This window comes from Micromonospora sp. NPDC047187 (assembly GCF_040643355.1).
GTDB classification, from domain to species: Bacteria; Actinomycetota; Actinomycetes; order Mycobacteriales; family Micromonosporaceae; genus Micromonospora; species Micromonospora salmantinae.
Window position 1 is genome coordinate 152,003 of sequence record NZ_JBEYUF010000011.1, and the last position, 17,866, is coordinate 169,868.

Genomic DNA, 17,866 nt, shown 5'->3' on the forward strand with positions numbered 1-17,866 from the left:
CAGGAGGCAGACATGCAGCTCTCGTACTTCCGTCGGGTCGCCGCGGGCGGCGCGGTCGCCGCGCTGGCCTTCGCCGGCGTCGGCGCCCTCACCGCCGGCCCCGCGTACGCCGCCACGTCGAAGGTCTCCGTCGTGCACGGCATCCCGGACACCCCGGTCGACGTCTACGTCAACGGCAAGAAGACGCTGGACAACTTCAAGCCCGGCGACGTCGCCGGCCCGCTGAACCTGGAGGAGGGCGACTACGACATCGCGCTCACCAAGCCGGGCGAGCCGATCGGCAGCGCGATCCTCACTGTCGACGACGCAGCGGTGCCGGGCGGTGCGAACATCAGCATCGCGGCCCACCTCGACGCCGCCGGCCAGCCGAAGATCACCCCGTTCGTGAACGACGTCTCGAAGGTCGACGCCGGCAAGGCGCGGCTGATCGTCCGGCACACCGCCGCTGCCCCGGCGGTCGACGTGCGCGCCGGTGGCACCCCGGTCTTCGAGGACCTCACCAACCCGAACGAGGCCAAGGGCGACGTCGACGCGGGCGAGGTGAAGGCGGACGTGGTGCTGGCCGGCACCGACACCGTGGCCATCGGCCCGGCGGATCTCAACCTCAAGGAGGGCACCGCCACGATCGTCTACGCGATCGGCTCCGCCGAGGGCAAGACCCTCGACGTGGTGGCCCAGACCATCACCGGCCTGCACTCCGCACCGGGCGGCGTGCCCAGCGGTGACGGCGGCCAGGCCGGCACGGGCGTGGACACCTGGTGGTACGTGCTCACCGGTGCCGGCGTACTCCTGCTGCTTGGTGGTGGGGTGCGGATGGCGACCACGCGGACGGGCCGCACGTGACGGTGCGCAATCGCGGCGCGCTGGCGGCCCTGGCCGCCGGCGTTGCCGCGCTCACCGCCGCCGCCCTGGTGGCGTGCGCCAACCAGCCGGCCGGGACGGTGGGGGCCGAGGAGGCGAGCACGCTGGCCAGCCCCGCACCGACCGCCGCCAGTGCCCCGTCCGTGCCGGTCACCGCTGGTGAACTGCCCGCCGGCCCGAAGATCATCCCGCCGGTGCGGCTGCTGATCCCGGCGATCGGCGTCACCGCCACCGTCAACGCGGTCGGCATCAACGAGCGGACCAACGAGTTCGAGGTGCCGCCGAGCGTCGACCAGATCGGCTGGTACCGGTACGGCCCCGGCCTGGAGGCGGAGGTCGGCTCGGTCGTCATCGCCGGTCACGTGGACAGCGCCAAGCAGGGCAAGGGGGCGTTCTTCCGGCTGCGTGAGCTGGACCAGGGCGACACGTTGACAGCGACCGGCAGCGACGGCGAGGCGCGGCGCTACCGGGTCGTCGCCCGGGAGGAGTACGCCAAGACCAAGATCCCACTGGACCGGTACTTCGCCCGCGACGGCAAGCCGCGGCTGACCCTGATCACCTGTGGTGGGCCGTTCGACGCCAAGGCGCGCAGGTACCGCGACAACATCGTCGTCACCGCGGTGCCCGCCTGACCGGGTCCACGCGCATCGGGCCGGGGTGGAGTTCCGCCCCGGCCCGATGCGCGCAGTCCCCTCCGGCATCCGGTCCCCAAGGTGTCGGCCGTACGCTGAACGGCGATGGCTTACCTGGATCACGCGGCGACGACTCCCATGCTCGATGAGGCACTGGAGGCGTACGTCGCTACCGCCCGCGAGGTCGGCAACGCGTCCTCCCTGCACGCGGCGGGCCGCCGTGCCCGCCGCCGGGTCGAAGAGTCACGCGAACAGGTGGCCGCGGTGTTGGGCGCCCGGCCCTCTGAGGTGATCTTCACCGGTGGTGGCACGGAGAGCGACAACCTCGCGGTCAAGGGCATCTTCTGGGCCCGCCGATCAGCCCGGCCCGACCGCCGCCGGGTGGTCTCCAGCGCCATCGAGCACCACGCGGTGCTGGACGCCGTCGACTGGCTGTCCCAGCACGAGGGCGCCGAGGTCGGCTGGCTGCCGGTGGGCGCCGTCGGTCGGCTCGACCCGCAGACCCTGCGCGCCGAGTTGGCCGCGCACGCCGACCGGGTGGCAGTGGTCACCGCGATGTGGGCGAACAACGAGGTGGGCACCGTCCAGCCGGTGGCCGAGTTGGCCGCCGTCGCCGCCGAGCACGGTGTGCCCTTCCACACCGACGCCATCCAGGCGGTCGGTCAGGTGCCCGTCGACTTCGGCGCCAGCGGGGTCGCCGCGCTGACCGTCACCGGGCACAAGTTGGGCGGCCCGACCGGGGTGGGCGCGCTGCTGCTCGCCCGGGACGTGCCGGCCACGCCGCTGCTGCACGGCGGCGGCCAGGAACGCGACATCCGCTCCGGCACCCTGGACACCGCCGGCATCGTCGCCTTCGCGGTCGCGGTGGAGACGGCAGTGAAGGGCCAGCAGGAGTACGCGGCCCGGGTGGCCGCGCTCCGCGACGACCTGATCGAGCGGGTCCGCCAGGCGGTGCCCGAGGTGATCTACAACGGTGACCCGACCGATCGGCTGCCCGGCAACGCGCACTTCTCCTTCCCCGGCTGCGAGGGTGACGCGCTGCTGCTCCTGCTCGACGCGCAGGGGATCGCCTGCTCGACCGGCTCCGCCTGCTCGGCCGGCGTGGCCCAGCCCTCGCACGTGCTGCTGGCGATGGGCGCCGACGACGACCGCGCCCGCTCCTCGCTGCGCTTCACCCTGGGGCACACCAGCACCCAGGCCGACATCGACGCCCTCATCGCGGCCCTGCCGGCAGCTGTCGACCGAGCCCGCCGGGCCGCCGCCCTCCGCACCCCCCGCTGACCCGGGCCCAACCCCCGCGATCTTGCGCTTTCGGTTGGCCTTTCGGGCCTTGCGCGGCATATGTCGGCGCAGAAACTGCAAGATCGCGAAGGTTCGTGGGCGGGGCGGGCACGGGTTCAGGGGGTTCTCGGGGCTGGTGGATAGGGTTGTGGTGGGGACGGGGAAGGGGAGTGGGTCGGTGAGGGTTCTGGCGGCGATGTCGGGTGGGGTTGACTCGGCGGTGGCGGCGGCGCGAGCGGTGGCTGCCGGGTACGACGTGACAGGCGTGCACCTGGCGCTGGCCCGCAACCCACAGACCTATCGGACCGGCGCGCGCGGTTGCTGCACCCTGGAGGATTCCCGGGACGCCCGGCGGGCGGCCGACGTGATCGGCATCCCGTTCTACGTGTGGGACATGGCCGACCGCTTCCACGAGGACGTGGTCGACGACTTCGTCGCCGAGTACGCCGCCGGTCGTACGCCGAACCCCTGCCTGCGCTGCAACGAGAAGATCAAGTTCGCGGCGGTGCTGGACCGGGCGGTGGCCCTGGGCTTCGACGCGGTGGTGACCGGGCACCACGCCCGCCTCGGCGCGGACGGGCTGCTGCGGCGCAGTGTCGACCTGGCCAAGGACCAGTCGTACGTGCTCGCCGTGCTCACCCGTGAGCAGCTCGACCGGTCGATCTTCCCGCTCGGTGACTCGACCAAGGCGCAGGTCCGCGCCGAGGCCGCCGAGCGTGGCCTGGCCGTGGCCGACAAGCCGGACTCACACGACATCTGCTTCATCGCCGACGGCGACACCCGCGGCTTCCTGGCCGGCCGGCTCGGTGAGGCGCCCGGCGAGGTGGTGGACGCCTCCACCGGCGCGGTGGTCGGCAGTCACAGCGGCGCGTACGCGTACACGGTGGGGCAGCGCCGCGGGCTGCACCTGGACCGGCCCGCCCCGGACGGCCGGCCACGCTACGTGCTCTCCATCACGCCGAAGACCAACACGGTGACTGTAGGCCCGGCCGAGGCCCTGGACGTGTCCGACGTGCACGCCGTACGTCCGGTCTGGACCGGCGGCGCCCGTCCGGACGCCCCGGTCGAGTGCGAGGTGCAGTTGCGCGCGCACGGCGACGTGGTGCCGGCGACAGTTGCCCTCGACGGTGACCGGCTGCACGCCGAGCTGCGCCGACCGGTACGCGGCGTCGCCGCCGGTCAGGCCGTGGTGGCGTACCGACCGGACCCGGCCGGCGACGTGGTCCTCGGCTCCGCGACCATCACCGGCTGACCGCACGGCCCGGGTGTTCGCGGGATAGCCTTCGCCCGTGACAGATCAGGCGTGGCCCTGGCCGGCCGGCGCGGCAACCGGAATTGGTTCGCTGCCCGGCACCGACATCGGCGAGGCTCAGCGGGTGGTCCTCGGTGAGCTTCCCGAGCTGCCCCACCTGCCCGAGTTGCCGGCCCGTGGCCCCGGAGCGGACATGATCGGCCGGTCCGCCGGGCTGCTCGTCGAGGTGCCCGTCGAGGTGTACGCGGGGCGGTGGCGGGTCGCCCCACGCCCGGGCCGCGACCTGCGCCGGGCCCGTGACCTGATGGAACGCGACCTGGACCAGCTCGCCGAGCAGGCCGAGGGGTACGCCGGGCCGATCAAGGTGCAGGCCGCCGGCCCGCTCACGCTGGCTGCCTCCCTGGAGTTGCCGATCGGTGGCCGAATGCTGCGCGATCCCGGCGCGGTCCGCGACCTGACCGGCTCCCTGGCCGAAGGGCTGCGCGCGCACGTCGCGGCGGTCGCCCGCCGACTGCCCCAGGCATCGGTGCTGCTGCAACTGGACGAGCCGTCACTGCCGACAGTGCTGGCCGGGCGGGTGCCGACCGAGAGCGGTCTGGGCGCGTACCGGGCGGTCGACTCGGTGGACGCCGCCGCGCTGCTGCGCACTGTCGTCGAGGCGGTCGGCGTGCCGACCCTGGTGCACTGCTGCGCCCCGGAGGTGCCGCTGGAGCTGATCCGCTCCACCGGCGCTGTCGCTGTCGCCCTCGACCTGGACCTGGTCACCAAGCTCGACCCGCTGGGCGAGGCGATCGACGCCGGCCTCGGGTTGCTGGCCGGGGTCGCGCCGACCCGGCCGCCGTCGGCCGGTGGCGCGCCGACCTCCGCGCAGATCGCCGATCGGGTACGCCAGGTCTGGGACCGCCTCGGCTTCCCTCGTCGCCAACTCGCCGAGCAGGTGGTGGTCACCCCGGCCTGCGGCCTCGCCGGCGCCACCCCGGAGTACGCGCGGGCGGTGCTCGCCGCGTGCCGGGACGCCGGCCGGCGCCTCGCCGAGGACTGAGGTTTCCTGTCGTACCCGGTGGGCAGGATGACGGTCATGATTGGACAGCTGCGTTCAGTGGTGATCGACTGCCCGGATCCGCGGGCGTTGGCGGCGTTCTACGCCGAGCTGCTCGGCGTGCCGCTCGCCGAGGGCGACTCCGATGACGACTGGGTGGTGCTGGGCGGCCCGCCCGGTCACCAGCCACGCCTCGCCTTTCAACAGGCGCTCAACCTGCGCCCACCGGCCTGGCCGGATCCTGAGCGCCCACAGCAGTTCCACCTCGACGTGACGGTGGACGACATCGAGGCCGCCGAGAAGGCGGCGCTCGCGCTGGGTGCACGGCGGCTGCCAGGTGAGGGTGAGGGCTTCCGGGTCTACGCCGATCCGGCCGGCCACCCGTTCTGCCTCTGCTGGGACTGACCCGGCCGTGGGTTGCGGCGGCCAGGCATCATGGCCGCCGTGATCCACACCTCTGCGCTTCGCGCCTCCGGTTCGCTCTTCGGCCTCGCCTACGGTGACGCGTTGGGCAAGCCGACCGAGTTCCTGACCGTCGCCGAGATCGAGCGCCGGTACGGCCCGACCGGTCCACGGGAGCTGTCCGGCGAGCCGGCACTGGTCACCGACGACACCCAGATGGCACTGGCGGTGGGTTGGGCGCTGCACGAGGCGCCGTCGTTCACGCCGGAGGCGGTGGAGCCACTGCTGCGGCGACGCCTCCTGGCCTGGGCGGTCAGCCCGGACAACAACCGCGCCCCGGGCATGACCTGCCTGCGCGCCTGCGCCGAGCTGAGCCGTGGGGTGCGCTGGCAGGAGGCGACGGTGGTCGGCTCGAAGGGCTGTGGGGCGAACATGCGGGTCACCCCGGTCGGGTTGCTCGACGTGGACCTCGACACGCTCGCCGGGTTGGCCCAGTTGCAGGCCGGGCTGACCCACGGCCACCCGACCGGGCTGGCCGCCAGCGAACTCACCGCGTACGCGGTCTTCGTGCTGCGTGCGGGCGTTCCGCTGCCCGACCTTCCCGCGGTGCTCACCGAGCGGGCCCTGTCCCAGCGCCGGGTCTACTCCGAGCGGTGGCTGGGTGACCTCTGGCAGCGCGCCGGTTCCGGTTCTCCGCAGGAGTTCATCGTCCAGGGCTGGGACGAGTGCCTGGCGGTGCTGGGCCGACTGACCAGAACCCTGGCGCAACCCGACGACGGTGGTGACCCGTGTCGGGCCACCGGGGAGGGCTGGGTGGCCGAGGAGGCGCTGGCCACCGCGCTGCTCTGCGCCGTACGGCACGCCGACGACCCGGTCGCGGCGCTGGCCCGGGGCGCGACCACCGCCGGCGACTCCGACTCGATCGCCGCCCTGGCCGGCGCGTTCGTGGGCGCGGCCGTCGGCATGACCGCCTGGCCGCGCGAATGGGCCAACCGCATCGAGTACGCGGACCAGTTGGCCACGCTCGGCGCGATCTGGGACTGATCCGGCCCGGCTCGGCTCGGGTTTCTGTAGACCGGGGCATCCGGGAGCTCAGGACACCGCGACTTTCAGGAACCCGAGTGGATCATGACCGATGAGCGGCCACGAGGGGTGGTCAGGAGGTGGGGAGGTGGCGCAGGCTGCGGACCTTCCGCCACAGGTCGGCGTCGCAGCGGCCGGCGTGGTCGGCGAAGGCGCCCGAGCTGAGTCGGATCGGCTCGGTGAGGCTGAGGTAACTGTCGTGCTCCGCGCCCGGGTCCCAGTCCCGGGTGGGAATCCGCACGTGGTCGTCCCGGTCGCTCTTGTCCTGGCTGGTGATCTTCAGGACGTCGGCGCCCCGGGAGTCGGCGCGCAGCACCAGACACGGACGCACCTTCGACCCGCTGCCGTCGGCGTACGGCACGTCGGCCCACCAGATCTCGCCGGGCGCCGGGGCGTCGCCGTGCCGGTCGGTGTCGCGCGAGCGGGGTTTGGTGGACGGCCGTTCGGCGCCACGGGGACGCGGCGGGGTGGAACGACGGCCACCGGTGCCGCCCCGACCCGGCCTGGTGCCCGGACGCCGGTTGGCCACCCGGTGCCGCCAACTGTTCCACGCCCAGCCGGCGGCCACGGCCAGCAGGATCGCCACCGCCCAGAGCAGTGCCTCGGGCATCAGTACCTCCGCGTCCCGGCGACCCGCCGGTCGCGCCGTCCGGCGATCCTTGCACGCCGCCGCCGGTGCCGCTCGCCAACCACACCGCAGCCGCCTCGCCGCCCCGAGCCACCCCACCGTCACCCTCGATCACTTGATGCTGAGTAGCACCGTTGGGTCGGCGGCCCGGTTGGTGGCCGAAGGACCCGCCGCGCCGATCTTGCACTTTCGGTCGCCGTTATGCGCGTAATTCCACCTAATGTCGCGACAGGAAACGCAAGATCGCGGAGGAGGGCGGTCCGGCTTCGTCGATCATGGACTTGTGGTGCCTGTTTTGGCGCGATCGAGGCGCTTTGTCGCCCAGCACTACTCCATGATCGGCGGGGCAGGGCGGGGTTGACGAAGAGTCACTCTGTCTGACGCGCCGGTGTCGAGCTACCCAGCATCAAGTGATCAAGGCAGGCGGGTGAGGGCGGGGTCGCTTCGGGCGCGGGCGGGCGGCGGATTGTCCCACCGGCCCGATACGGTGCCGGAGTAGCGTGATCAGGGAGGTCGCAGGCGTGTCCGAAGGTGGCGGTGTGTCCGAGGAACAGATCGGTCAGCAGGTCAGCCCGGCGCAGGAGGCGGCGGCCGGGGCTGAGCCGACGCCGCAGGCCCGGGAACGGCATGCCGTGCTCAGTCAGGAGTTGACCGAACACCAGTACCGCTACTACGTGCTGGACGCGCCGACCATCCCCGACGCCGATTTCGACAGGCAGTTGCGCGAGCTGGAGGCACTGGAGGAGGAGTTTCCGGCGCTGCGCACGCCCGACTCGCCGACCCAGCGGGTGGGTGGCACGTTCTCCACCGACTTCACAGCGGTCACCCACGCCGAACGGATGTTCTCGCTCGACAACGCCTTCGCCGACGAGGAATTGGCGGCCTGGGCCGAGCGGGTCGAACGGGACGCGGGCGGCCCGGTGCCCTACCTGTGCGAGCTGAAGGTCGACGGGCTGGCGATCAACCTGACCTACGAGAACGGCCGGCTGGTCCGGGCCGCCACCCGAGGCGACGGGCGTACCGGTGAGGACGTCACGGCGAACGTGCGCAGCATCCGGGACGTGCCCAGCCAGCTCGTCCCGTCCGCCGAATTCCCGGACGTTCCCGAGTTGGTGGAGGTCCGAGGCGAGATCTACTTCCCGATCGCCGCGTTCGCCGATCTCAACGCGGGTCTGGTCGAGCAGGGCAAGGCTCCCTTCGCCAACCCCCGCAACGCAGCCGCCGGCAGCCTGCGACAGAAGGATCCACGGGTCACCGCCACCCGGCCGCTGCGCCTGGTGGTGCACGGCATCGGCGCCCGCCGTGGGTTCCAGCCCACGGCGCAGTCCGAGTCGTACGCCGCACTGAAGTCGTGGGGGTTGCCGACCAGCGACCGGTGGCGGGTCGTCCCGGACCTGGCCGGCGTGGCGGAGTTCATCGCCTACTACGCCGAGCACCGGCACGACGTCGAGCATGAGATCGACGGCGTGGTGGTCAAGGTCGATCCGGTCTCCATCCAGGGCCGGCTCGGGTCGACCAGTCGTGCCCCGCGCTGGGCGATCGCCTTCAAGTACCCGCCGGAGGAGGTCACCACGAAGCTGCTCGACATCGAGGTCGGTGTCGGACGCACCGGGAGGGTCACCCCGTTCGCGGTGCTGGAGCCGGTGCACGTGGCGGGCTCGACGGTCGCCCAGGCCACTCTGCACAACGCCCGCGAGGTGAAACGCAAGGGCGTGTTGATCGGCGACACGGTGGTGTTGCGCAAAGCGGGCGATGTGATCCCCGAGGTGCTCGGCCCGGTGGTCGACCTGCGTCCCGCTGACGCGCGCCCGTTCGTGATGCCCACCACCTGTCCGTCCTGCGGCACGCCACTCGCCCCTGCCAAGGAGAGCGATGTCGACATCCGCTGCCCCAACGCGCGGACCTGCCCGGGGCAGATCCGCGAGCGGGTCTTCTACCTGGCGAGCCGCAAGGTGCTCGACATTGAGGCGCTCGGTATGAAGAGTGCCGCCGCGCTGCTGGACGGGCAGATCATCACCAACGAGGGCGACCTCTTCCAACTCGACGCCGAGCAGTTGTCCCGGTCGCCCTTCTTCGTCAACAAGGACGGCAGCCTGGGCAGCAACGCCACCAAGTTGCTGGACAATCTCGCGGTCGCCCGGGAACGGGACCTGTGGCGGGTGCTGGTGGCGCTCTCCATCCGGCACGTCGGCCCGACCGCGGCCCAGGCGCTCGCCCGGCACTTCCGCTCGATGGACGCCATCGACGCGGCCACCGAGGAGGAGCTGTCCTCCGTCGACGGGGTCGGGCCGACCATCGCTGCCAGCATCCGGGAGTGGTTCGCTGTGGACTGGCACCGCGAGGTGGTCCGCAAGTGGGCCGAGGCCGGCGTACGGATGGCCGAGGAGGCGGTCGACGAGGGGCCTCGCCCGTTGGAGGGGTTGACGGTGGTGGTGACCGGCACCCTTGCCGGCTATTCGCGTGACCAGGCCGCCGAGGCCGTGCAGAGCCGGGGCGGCAAGGTCAGCGGGTCGGTCTCCAAGAAGACGAGCTTCGTGGTGGTGGGGGACAACCCCGGGTCGAAGGCCGACAAGGCCGCCAGTCTCAAGGTGCCGGTGCTCGACGAGGACGGGTTCCGGCTCCTGCTGGACGCGGGCCCGGACGCCGCCCGGGAGGTCGCTCAGCTCGGCGGTTGACCCCGCCGACAGCTTCCGCGGCGACTGGCCGCGTATACCAACTTAATTACGACTACGACCGATTCGTGACTGTCATACCGGGAAACTGGGGGCCGAGGGCGTTTCATTGGGTCACGGCGCGCGCACCGGCACGCCGATGGTCGGTCGGGAGGTGTGGTGGAGGTCGCCGACCCACGCAACTCGCTGCCTGCGGGACGGGTCGCACCGTTCGCCGCCTTCGTCGCCGGCATCCTGGCGGTCGCCGCGCTGACCGCCGCCGTTCCACTCGCGACGCTCCCCGGCGAGTTGTCCGAGTTGCCGGTGGCGTTCTGGACGATGGCCGCGCTCGCCGTGGTCTGCGACGCGCGCCCGTTCGTGCCACCGGGGCGCCGGCAGACGTCGGCGGTCTTCCCGTCCACCTGCTTCACCTTCGCGATCCTGCTCGGCTGGGGTCTCGGCCCGGCTGTGGTGGTGCAGGCGGTGGGTGTCGTCGTCTCGGGTTGGCGGATGCGGCACGCCGCGTGGCGCACGGCGTTCAACGTCGGCCAGTACGCGTGCGCCCTCGCCGCCGCGTACGGGGTGATCCAGCTCGGGTCGGGCACCATCTTCTCCGGTGGGCGGTTGCACTGGACCGACGTGGCCGCCGTCGGCGGTGCCGCGCTGGCCTGGTTCGTCGTCAACTACGGGCTGGTCAGCTGGGCGGTGCGGCTGCGGTTCGGGGACCGTTGGTGGCCCACCGTCCGCCAGGGCCTCGGCTTCGAGTTGCTCTCCACCGGCTCACTGCTGCTGCTCGCCCCGGTGCTGGTCGCGGCGGCGCGGGTCAGCGCCGCACTGATCCCGCTGGTGCTGGTGCCGCTCTTCGCCGTCTACCGGATGGCACGGTTGACAAACGAACAGCAGCACCTTGCCGCCGCCGACCCGCTGACCGGGCTGCCCAACCGCAAGGCCCTGCTGGCCGAGGTGGCCGAACAGGTGCACCTGCATGCCGAGCGGACCGCCCGTGGTGAACCCGACGGGCAGCTCGCGCTCCTGCTGATCGACCTGGACCGTTTCAAGAACGTCAACGACGCCCTCGGGCACGCCGTGGGCGACCGGCTGCTGGTCGAGGTCAGCGCCCGGCTCACCGACATGCAGCCCCGGCCACAGATGATCGCCCGGCTGGGCGGTGACGAGTTCGCCATCGTCATGACCGGGCTGACCGACGTCGGTCAGGCGCGGGAGTTGGCCGACCGGGTGGTCCAGGCGCTGGCCGAGCCGGTGCCGCTCGACGGGCTGCCGTTGGACGTGGGCGGGTCGATCGGGATCGCCCTCTTCCCGGAGCACGGCGAGGACTTCGCCACTCTGATGCGCCACGCCGACGTCGCGATGTACGACGCCAAACACCGCAACGACACGGTGGCCGTGTACGCCCCGGAGTCCGACCACAACTCCGCCGAGCGACTCGGTCTCCTCGCCGACCTGCGCCGCGTACTGGAGGCCAGCCCCTCGACCGAGGGGCCGTTCGAGGCCGACGCCGACGCCGAGTCGGCAGTGCAGGGCCAGGGCGAGGGTGCGGCGCCGGACGGGAACGGCCGGCACGGCGTGCCGAGCGACGCCGAGCGGACGGCCGACGTACCCCTTGTCGCGTCGGGGGAGGTGCGCGGCGGTGACGGGGCGGCGCTGCCCACCGGCGCCCCGGCTGAGAGCGCGCTGCCCACCGCGGCGTCGGACCGGTCCGCAGCAGCGGCGGGCCCGGCGTCGGCGGTCGCCACACGGCCGGGAGCTGCCCGGTGGTGGGCACGCCGTCGGCGCGCCGACGCCGAGCTGGTGCACTCCGATGAGCTGATCAACCGGATCGCCACCGGAGCCGACCCGATCCGGGGCCGCAACACCCGTGCCACTGTCGCCGGCACCCGTTCCGGCCCGGTCCGGGAGCGGCGCGCCGGCGGCGGGATCGGTCGGCGGACCCCGAACGGGAGCGCGGTGGGCAAGGGGCGCAGCGGGGCTCGGCGGGACGTCGGGCCGGGTACGCCTGGGCAGCCACTCGAACCGACCGGGTGGGCCCATGCGGACGACGAGCCGGCCGACGACGCCGGGGAAATCACCATGTACTACCAGCCGCAGATCGCCATCGCGACCGGCGAGGTGGTCGGCGTGGAGGCACTGCTGCGGTGGCGGCACCCCCGGCGGGGCATGGTCGACCCGGAGGAACTCATCCGGGTCGCCGAGCAGAGCGCCGTGATGCGACTGCTCACCCGTCGTGTCGTCGACGACGTGGTGGAGCAGCTCGCCAGGTGGTCGGCGGCCGGCATCGGCCTGCGTGCCGCGCTGAACGTGAGCGTGCGTGACCTGCACACCGGCGAGATCGCCGACCAGATCGCCGACCGGCTGGCCCGCCACGGGGTACCGGCCGAGCGGCTTCAGGTCGAGATCACCGAGGGCGCGTTGATGGCCGATCCGCGTCGGGTGCTGGCCACCATCTCCCGGCTGCACCGGATCGGGGTGGCCATCGCGTTGGACGACTTCGGCACCGGCTACTCCTCGCTCCAGCACCTACGCCGACTGCCGCTGGCGGAGGTGAAGGTGGACCGGTCGTTCGTCCTCGGCATGGCCGACGACGCCGACGACGCGGCGATCGTCCGGTCGATGATCGAGCTGGCCGGCGCGCTGGGGCTGCGGGTGGTGGCCGAGGGTGTCGAGGACGAGCGGACCTGGCGGATGCTGCACGCCGCCGGCTGCGACGCCGCTCAGGGCTGGTTCTACGCCCGGCCGATGCCGGCCGAGGAGTTGGTCACCTGGCTGGCCCGGTACCGGCCGGTCCGCCCGACCGGCGGGCACCCGCAGCCGGATGTCGCTCGCCGTCCCACCCGCTGACCCGGCACGAGGGTCGCTGGAGGGGGAGTCGGGGACGCGGCACCGGAGCGGAACAATAGACTCGCTCCGGTCACCGCGTGTCACGCTCCACCTGTCGCGCGGCCGGCACACCGCCCGACCAGCAGGAATTCAGAAGGGGGCACGGATGGCCGCCATCTCCCGCGAGGAGGTCGCGCACCTGGCGCGCCTGTCGCGGCTCGCCGTCACCGAGGAGGAGCTGGACACGTTCGCCGGCCAGCTCGACGTGATCCTCCAGGCGGTCGCCCAGGTCGGCGAGGTCGCCGCCGCGGACATCCCGCCGACCTCGCACTCGGTGCCGCTGACCAACATCTTCCGCGAGGACGTCGTCACGCCGTGCCTGACCCCGGAGGAAGCGCTGTCGGGCGCGCCCGACGCCGAGGACCAGCGGTTCCGCGTACCGCGGATCCTGACCGAGGATGTGGCCTCATGAGCGAGCTGACCGGCAAGAGCGATCTGACCAGAATGACCGCGACGGAGATCGCGAGCCTGGTCGCCGGAGGCGAGACCTCCGCCGTCGAGGTGACCCAGGCGCACCTGGATCGGATCGCCGCGGTCGACGACCGGGTGCACGCCTTCCTGCACGTCGACACCGAGGGCGCGCTCGCCGCGGCCCGCGCGGTGGACGAGCGCCGGGCCGCCGGCGAGGAGCTGGGCCCGCTCGCGGGTGTGCCGGTCGCGGTCAAGGACGTGCTCGCCACCCGGGGTGTACCGACCACCGTGGGGTCGAAGATCCTGGAGGGCTGGCGCCCGCCGTACGACGCGACGATCGTGCAGCGGCTGCGGGAGGCCGGCACCGTGATGCTCGGCAAGACCAACATGGACGAGTTCGCGATGGGCTCCTCCACCGAATACTCGGCGTACGGCCCGACGCACAACCCGTGGGACCTGAGCCGGATCCCGGGTGGTTCGGGTGGTGGCAGCGCCGCCGCGCTGGCCGCGTACGAGGCGCCGCTGGCGATCGGCTCGGACACCGGCGGCTCGATCCGCCAGCCCGGCGCGGTCACCGGCACCGTGGGCGCCAAGCCCACCTACGGCGGCACCTCCCGTTACGGGCTGGTGGCCTTCTCCTCGTCGCTCGACACCCCCGGCCCGTGTGCCCGTACGGTGCTCGACGCGGCCCTGCTGCACCAGGTGATCGGCGGGCACGACCCGCGCGACTCCACCTCGATCCCGCAGCCGGTGCCGGACGTGGTGGCGGCGGCGAAGCTCGGCGCTACCGGTGACCTGACCGGTGTGCGGCTCGGCATCGTGAGCGAGTTCGTGGGCGAGGGCGCCGAGCCGGGTGTGATGGCCGCGTTCCGTGAGTCGGTGGACGCGCTGACCAAGATGGGTGCCGAGGTCGTCGAGGTGTCCTGCCCGACGTTCGCGTACGCCCTGCCGGCGTACTACCTGATCGCCCCGAGCGAGTGCTCCTCCAACCTGGCCCGGTTCGACGGTGTCCGGTTCGGCCTGCGGGTCGGCGACGACGGCAACCGGTCGTTGGAGGAGGTCATGTCGCTGACCCGGGAGGCCGGCTTCGGCCCTGAGGTCAAGCGCCGCATCATGATCGGCACGTACGCGCTGTCGTCGGGTTACTACGACGCGTACTACGGGCAGGCGCAGAAGGTGCGGACGCTCATCACCCGGGACTTCACCGCCGCGTTCGAGCGGGTCGACGCGCTGATCTCGCCGACCACCCCGTCGGTGGCGTTCCCGATGGGCGCGCGGACCGCCGACCCGTACCAGATGTACCTGGCCGACCTGTACACGATTCCGACAAACCTGTACGGCGGGCCGGGCATCTCGGTGCCCTGTGGGCTCTCCGAAGGGCTGCCGGTCGGTCTGCAGGTGATGGCCCCGACGATGGCCGACGACCGGATGTACCGGGTCGCCGCCGCGTTGGAGTCCGCAGTCGGCACGTTCACCCCGCCGGCGCTCTGAGGGCGGGCGGGATGCTGACGCGGATCGAGATTGACGGGTTCAAGTCTTTCCGTGATTTCTCGTTGGACATCCCGCCCTTCCTTGTGATCATCGGCCGGAATGCGGCAGGCAAGTCGAACTTGTTCGACGCCATTCAGTTCCTCGGTCGGCTGGCCGGCGACCCGGTTCTTGAGGCCGCCCAACACATGCGTGGCGACATCGTGGATCTGTTTCACAAGCACACCGACGGATCCTCGGTCGAGGTGATGTCGTTTGCCGTGGAAGTGCTGCTCGACAGATCGGTTACCGATGCGTTTGGTGACACGGCCGAGGTCAACCACTCGCGGCTTCGCTATGAGCTGACGCTTGAACTCAGGTCGACCGGCCACAGCGGGACGCAGCGGCCGTATGTCGTCCGTGAGGCGGTTCGGAGAATCCGCCGGGCGGACGACACCTGGGTCGCCCGGTTCGACGCCGAGCAGCGTAAGCGGTTGGCGGCCTACCGCACCGGTGCCGATCCGTTGGAGACGGAGCAGGACGAGCAGAACAGGCCGGTCTTCAGCATCAGGCAGCAGGGCAATCAGGGGCGCAAGCGTCGGCTTCCTGCGACGGCTGCCACCGCCACAGTCTTGTCCAGCCTGACCACGGCCACCGACTTCCCCCTGCTGTACGCGCTCAAGCGGGAGATGCAGTCGTGGCGTCTGCTGCACCTGGATCCCAGCGCGCTCCGTGCCCCTGATTCCTACGACGACCCCGATGGCCTCGCGGCTAACGGAGGTCACCTGGCCAACACGCTGCGGCGGTTGGCGGATGAGACCGGCAGTGACGACAGGCCGGAAGGGGCGCTGAACGACCTGTCCGCTGACTTGGCCGCCGTCATCCCGGGTGTCATCCGGGTTCGCCTTGCTGAGGACGAGGCCCGCCGACAGCGGCAGGTGGAAGTGCTGACTCGGGAGGAAGCGCCGTTCTCCGCCAGGGTGGCCTCGGACGGAACCCTCCGGGCGATCGCCCTGCTGGCGGCACTTTACGATCCCAGGGGTGCCGGTCTTATCTGCTTCGAAGAGCCTGAGAACGGCATCTTCCCGCAACGGCTCGCGCAGTTCGTCAGGTACCTCCGGAACCTCGTCGATAGGGCCATCGACGCTAGAGCCGAGGGCACCGCTCTCACTCAGCTCATACTGAGCAGTCACTCGCCGGCGATCCTGCGGGCGTTGGAACCCGCCCACGCCCGGCTGCGGACCGACGCGGTCTTCATGGACGTCGTCAGTCGCGTGCAACGCGGCCAGGCCCGCAGCCGGGTCAGTCGGTGGAGGGCGATTGCGGGGGCACGGCAGCTCACGATCGAGGACGCGTTGGATGTCGGGAGTGTGGTGAGCCCGAGAGAAATCGCTGAGTTCGAGGTCATGGCGGAGTTGGACAACTGATGCGTTACCTGACCTCCGCGTTGGTCTCCGAGGGCGTCACCGATGACCAGTTTCTTCCCAGGCTGCTTGCCAGGGCGTTGACCGAGATCTGCTTGACGGAATTCGAGGACGCGGTCGAGGTCGCTGACGTTCAGCCGTTACGCGATCGAAGAGGGCCGTGCTCGATTGCTAATGTCATCGGACTCGTCGAGCAGAATCCGGCAAGCTTCTCCCTCGTACCCCACCGTCGGTGACGCCACGCACGCCGGAAGAAACCCGGCCGAGGATTGATCGGGCAACCCCATTAGGCTGGACAGGTTCTGTCCCGGATCGCGCCTGGAGCGTCTCATGACCACGACACTGCCCGCGTACGACGAGGTCGTTGCGCGCTTCGAACCGGTGATCGGCCTGGAGACCCACGTCGAGCTGGGCACGAACACCAAGATGTTCTGCGGTTGCCCGACCGACTTCGGCGGCGAGCCGAACACCCGGGTCTGCCCGGTGTGCCTGGGTCTGCCCGGTTCGCTGCCGGTGGCCAACAAGGCGGCCATCGAGGCGATCATCCGGATCGGCCTGGCGTTGAACTGCTCGATCGCCGAGTGGTGCCGGTTCGCCCGGAAGAACTACTTCTACCCGGACATGCCGAAGAACTTCCAGATCAGCCAGTACGACGAGCCGATCTGCGTCGACGGTTACCTGGACGTCGAGGTCAACGGCGAGACGGTACGGATCGAGATCGAGCGGGTGCACCTCGAGGAGGACACCGGCAAGACGCTGCACGTCGGCGGTGCCACCGGCCGCATCCACGGCGCGACGGAGTCGCTCGTCGACTACAACCGGGCCGGCATCCCGCTGGTCGAGATCGTCACCAAGCCGATCACGGGCACCGGTGCGCTCGCCCCCGACGTGGCCAAGGCGTACGTCGCCGAGCTGCGCGACGTGATCCGCACCCTCGGCGTCTCCGACGTGCGGATGGAGGAGGGTTCGCTGCGCTGCGACGTGAACACCTCGCTCAACCTGCCGGGCGCGGAGTGGGGCACCCGTACCGAGACGAAGAACGTCAACTCGCTGCGGTCGGTGGAGCGGGCGGTCCGCTCGGAGATGCTGCGGCAGGCGTCGGTGCTCGACGCGGGCGGCCGGATCACCCAGGAGACGCGGCACTTCCACGAGGACACCGGTGACACCACCCCGGGTCGCTCGAAGGAGACGGCCACCGACTACCGGTACTTCCCCGAGCCGGATCTGGTGCCGATCGCCCCGGACCCGGCCTGGGTCGCCGAGCTGAAGGCCGCACTGCCGGAGCTGCCCCGGGTGCACCGGCGTCGACTCCAGGAGCAGTGGGGCCTCTCCGACCTGGACATGCAGTCGGTGCTGAACGCCGGCGCGGTCGAGCTGATCGAGGCCACCGTGGCCGCCGGCACCACCCCGGCGGCGGCCCGCAAGTGGTGGCTGGGTGAGCTGTCCCGCCGGGCCAACGAGAGCGGCGTGGAGCTGGCCGAGATCGGTGCCACCCCCGCGCAGGTCGCCGAGCTTCAGGGGCTGGTCGACGCCGGCAAGCTCAACGACAAGATGGCCCGCACGGTGTTGGAGGGCGTGGTCGACGGTGAGGGATCGCCCACCGAGATCATGACCAACCGGGGCCTGGAGGTCGTGTCGGACACCGGCGCGCTCACCGCCGCCGTGGACGAGGCGATCGCCGCGAACCCCGGCATCGCCGACAAGATCCGCAGCGGCAAGGTCGCGGCGGTCGGCGCGCTGGTCGGCGCGGTCATGAAGACCACCCGTGGTCAGGCCGACGCGAAGACCCTGCGTGAGCTGATCCTGGAGCGACTCGGCGTCCAGGGCTGAGAGACCCACC

General features: G+C 71.6%; 14 protein-coding genes. 13 read left to right on the forward strand and 1 reads right to left on the reverse strand.

Annotation, left to right across the window (positions count from 1 at the left end):
* Positions 1-12 precede the first annotated feature (12 nt).
* The 7 genes from ABZ794_RS19475 to ABZ794_RS19505 all read left to right on the forward strand — a co-directional run bounded on the left by ABZ794_RS19475 (position 13) and on the right by ABZ794_RS19505 (position 6,511).
* Entirely contained in the window at positions 13-843 is an 831-nt protein-coding gene (locus ABZ794_RS19475; RefSeq protein WP_357516763.1) for a DUF4397 domain-containing protein, read from the forward strand.
* Positions 840-1,493 (forward strand): class F sortase, encoded by a 654-nt coding sequence (locus ABZ794_RS19480; RefSeq protein ID WP_210781068.1) that lies wholly within the window; start codon positions 840-842, stop codon positions 1,491-1,493. Before ABZ794_RS19475 ends, ABZ794_RS19480 begins: the two co-directional genes overlap by 4 nt.
* 105 nt (positions 1,494-1,598) lie before the next feature.
* Entirely contained in the window at positions 1,599-2,774 is a 1,176-nt protein-coding gene (locus ABZ794_RS19485; protein WP_238691243.1) for a cysteine desulfurase family protein, read from the forward strand.
* 178 nt (positions 2,775-2,952) lie between these two features.
* Positions 2,953-4,026: a tRNA 2-thiouridine(34) synthase MnmA gene (mnmA, locus tag ABZ794_RS19490; RefSeq protein ID WP_210781070.1), complete on the forward strand. Its 1,074-nt coding sequence runs from the start codon at positions 2,953-2,955 to the stop codon at positions 4,024-4,026.
* Between the two features lie 37 nt (positions 4,027-4,063).
* Positions 4,064-5,068, forward strand: coding sequence for a methionine synthase (locus tag ABZ794_RS19495; protein ID WP_238691244.1), 1,005 nt, complete (start codon positions 4,064-4,066; stop codon positions 5,066-5,068).
* A 36-nt stretch (positions 5,069-5,104) separates the two neighbouring features.
* Positions 5,105-5,470 carry a VOC family protein gene (locus ABZ794_RS19500; protein WP_181539234.1) on the forward strand — a complete coding sequence of 122 codons (366 nt, stop codon included), beginning with the start codon at positions 5,105-5,107 and terminating at the stop codon, positions 5,468-5,470.
* A gap of 30 nt (positions 5,471-5,500) precedes the next feature.
* Positions 5,501-6,511 (forward strand): ADP-ribosylglycohydrolase family protein, encoded by a 1,011-nt coding sequence (locus tag ABZ794_RS19505; RefSeq protein WP_357516768.1) that lies wholly within the window; start codon positions 5,501-5,503, stop codon positions 6,509-6,511.
* Positions 6,512-6,623: 112 nt separating this feature from the next.
* On the opposite strand, the gene ABZ794_RS19510 is transcribed toward ABZ794_RS19505, so the two are convergent.
* Complete coding sequence (locus ABZ794_RS19510; RefSeq protein WP_238691246.1) at positions 6,624-7,160, reverse strand: type II toxin-antitoxin system PemK/MazF family toxin; 537 nt, start codon at positions 7,158-7,160, stop codon at positions 6,624-6,626.
* A gap of 557 nt (positions 7,161-7,717) precedes the next feature.
* Between ABZ794_RS19510 and ligA the strand changes: the two genes are divergently transcribed.
* From ligA to gatB, 6 genes are all read left to right on the forward strand, one after another.
* On the forward strand, positions 7,718-9,853 hold the full coding sequence (gene ligA, locus ABZ794_RS19515) for an NAD-dependent DNA ligase LigA (RefSeq protein ID WP_210781075.1): 2,136 nt from the start codon (positions 7,718-7,720) through the stop codon (positions 9,851-9,853).
* A gap of 156 nt (positions 9,854-10,009) precedes the next feature.
* Positions 10,010-12,685, forward strand: a complete 2,676-nt coding sequence (locus ABZ794_RS19520; RefSeq protein WP_357516771.1) for an EAL domain-containing protein — start codon at positions 10,010-10,012, stop codon at positions 12,683-12,685.
* A gap of 145 nt (positions 12,686-12,830) precedes the next feature.
* Positions 12,831-13,136, forward strand: a complete 306-nt coding sequence (gene gatC, locus ABZ794_RS19525; RefSeq protein WP_091393256.1) for an Asp-tRNA(Asn)/Glu-tRNA(Gln) amidotransferase subunit GatC — start codon at positions 12,831-12,833, stop codon at positions 13,134-13,136.
* Positions 13,133-14,626: an Asp-tRNA(Asn)/Glu-tRNA(Gln) amidotransferase subunit GatA gene (gene gatA, locus ABZ794_RS19530; RefSeq protein ID WP_210781077.1), complete on the forward strand. Its 1,494-nt coding sequence runs from the start codon at positions 13,133-13,135 to the stop codon at positions 14,624-14,626. Before gatC ends, gatA begins: the two co-directional genes overlap by 4 nt.
* An 11-nt stretch (positions 14,627-14,637) precedes the next feature.
* Positions 14,638-16,029 carry an AAA family ATPase gene (locus ABZ794_RS19535; RefSeq protein ID WP_210781078.1) on the forward strand — a complete coding sequence of 464 codons (1,392 nt, stop codon included), beginning with the start codon at positions 14,638-14,640 and terminating at the stop codon, positions 16,027-16,029.
* Positions 16,030-16,356: 327 nt separating this feature from the next.
* The gene (gene gatB / locus ABZ794_RS19540) at positions 16,357-17,856 is read left to right on the forward strand and encodes an Asp-tRNA(Asn)/Glu-tRNA(Gln) amidotransferase subunit GatB (RefSeq protein WP_210781079.1); all 1,500 of its coding nucleotides are present in this window, start codon (positions 16,357-16,359) and stop codon (positions 17,854-17,856) included.
* The last annotated feature ends 10 nt before the right edge of the window (positions 17,857-17,866 follow it).

What these genes read in the sequence shown, in the direction of transcription:
- gatC (WP_091393256.1), top strand. Translation starts at nt 12,831, where the DNA reads ATGGCCGCCATCTCCCGCGAGGAGGTCGCGCACCTGGCGCGCCTGTCG.
- gatB (WP_210781079.1), top strand. Translation starts at nt 16,357, where the DNA reads ATGACCACGACACTGCCCGCGTACGACGAGGTCGTTGCGCGCTTCGAA.
- ABZ794_RS19505 (WP_357516768.1), top strand. Translation starts at nt 5,501, where the DNA reads ATGGCCGCCGTGATCCACACCTCTGCGCTTCGCGCCTCCGGTTCGCTC.
- gatA (WP_210781077.1), top strand. Translation starts at nt 13,133, where the DNA reads ATGAGCGAGCTGACCGGCAAGAGCGATCTGACCAGAATGACCGCGACG.
- ABZ794_RS19500 (WP_181539234.1), top strand. Translation starts at nt 5,105, where the DNA reads ATGATTGGACAGCTGCGTTCAGTGGTGATCGACTGCCCGGATCCGCGG.
- ABZ794_RS19535 (WP_210781078.1), top strand. Translation starts at nt 14,638, where the DNA reads ATGCTGACGCGGATCGAGATTGACGGGTTCAAGTCTTTCCGTGATTTC.
- ABZ794_RS19475 (WP_357516763.1), top strand. Translation starts at nt 13, where the DNA reads ATGCAGCTCTCGTACTTCCGTCGGGTCGCCGCGGGCGGCGCGGTCGCC.
- ABZ794_RS19485 (WP_238691243.1), top strand. Translation starts at nt 1,599, where the DNA reads ATGGCTTACCTGGATCACGCGGCGACGACTCCCATGCTCGATGAGGCA.
- ABZ794_RS19510 (WP_238691246.1), bottom strand. Translation starts at nt 7,160, where the DNA reads ATGCCCGAGGCACTGCTCTGGGCGGTGGCGATCCTGCTGGCCGTGGCC.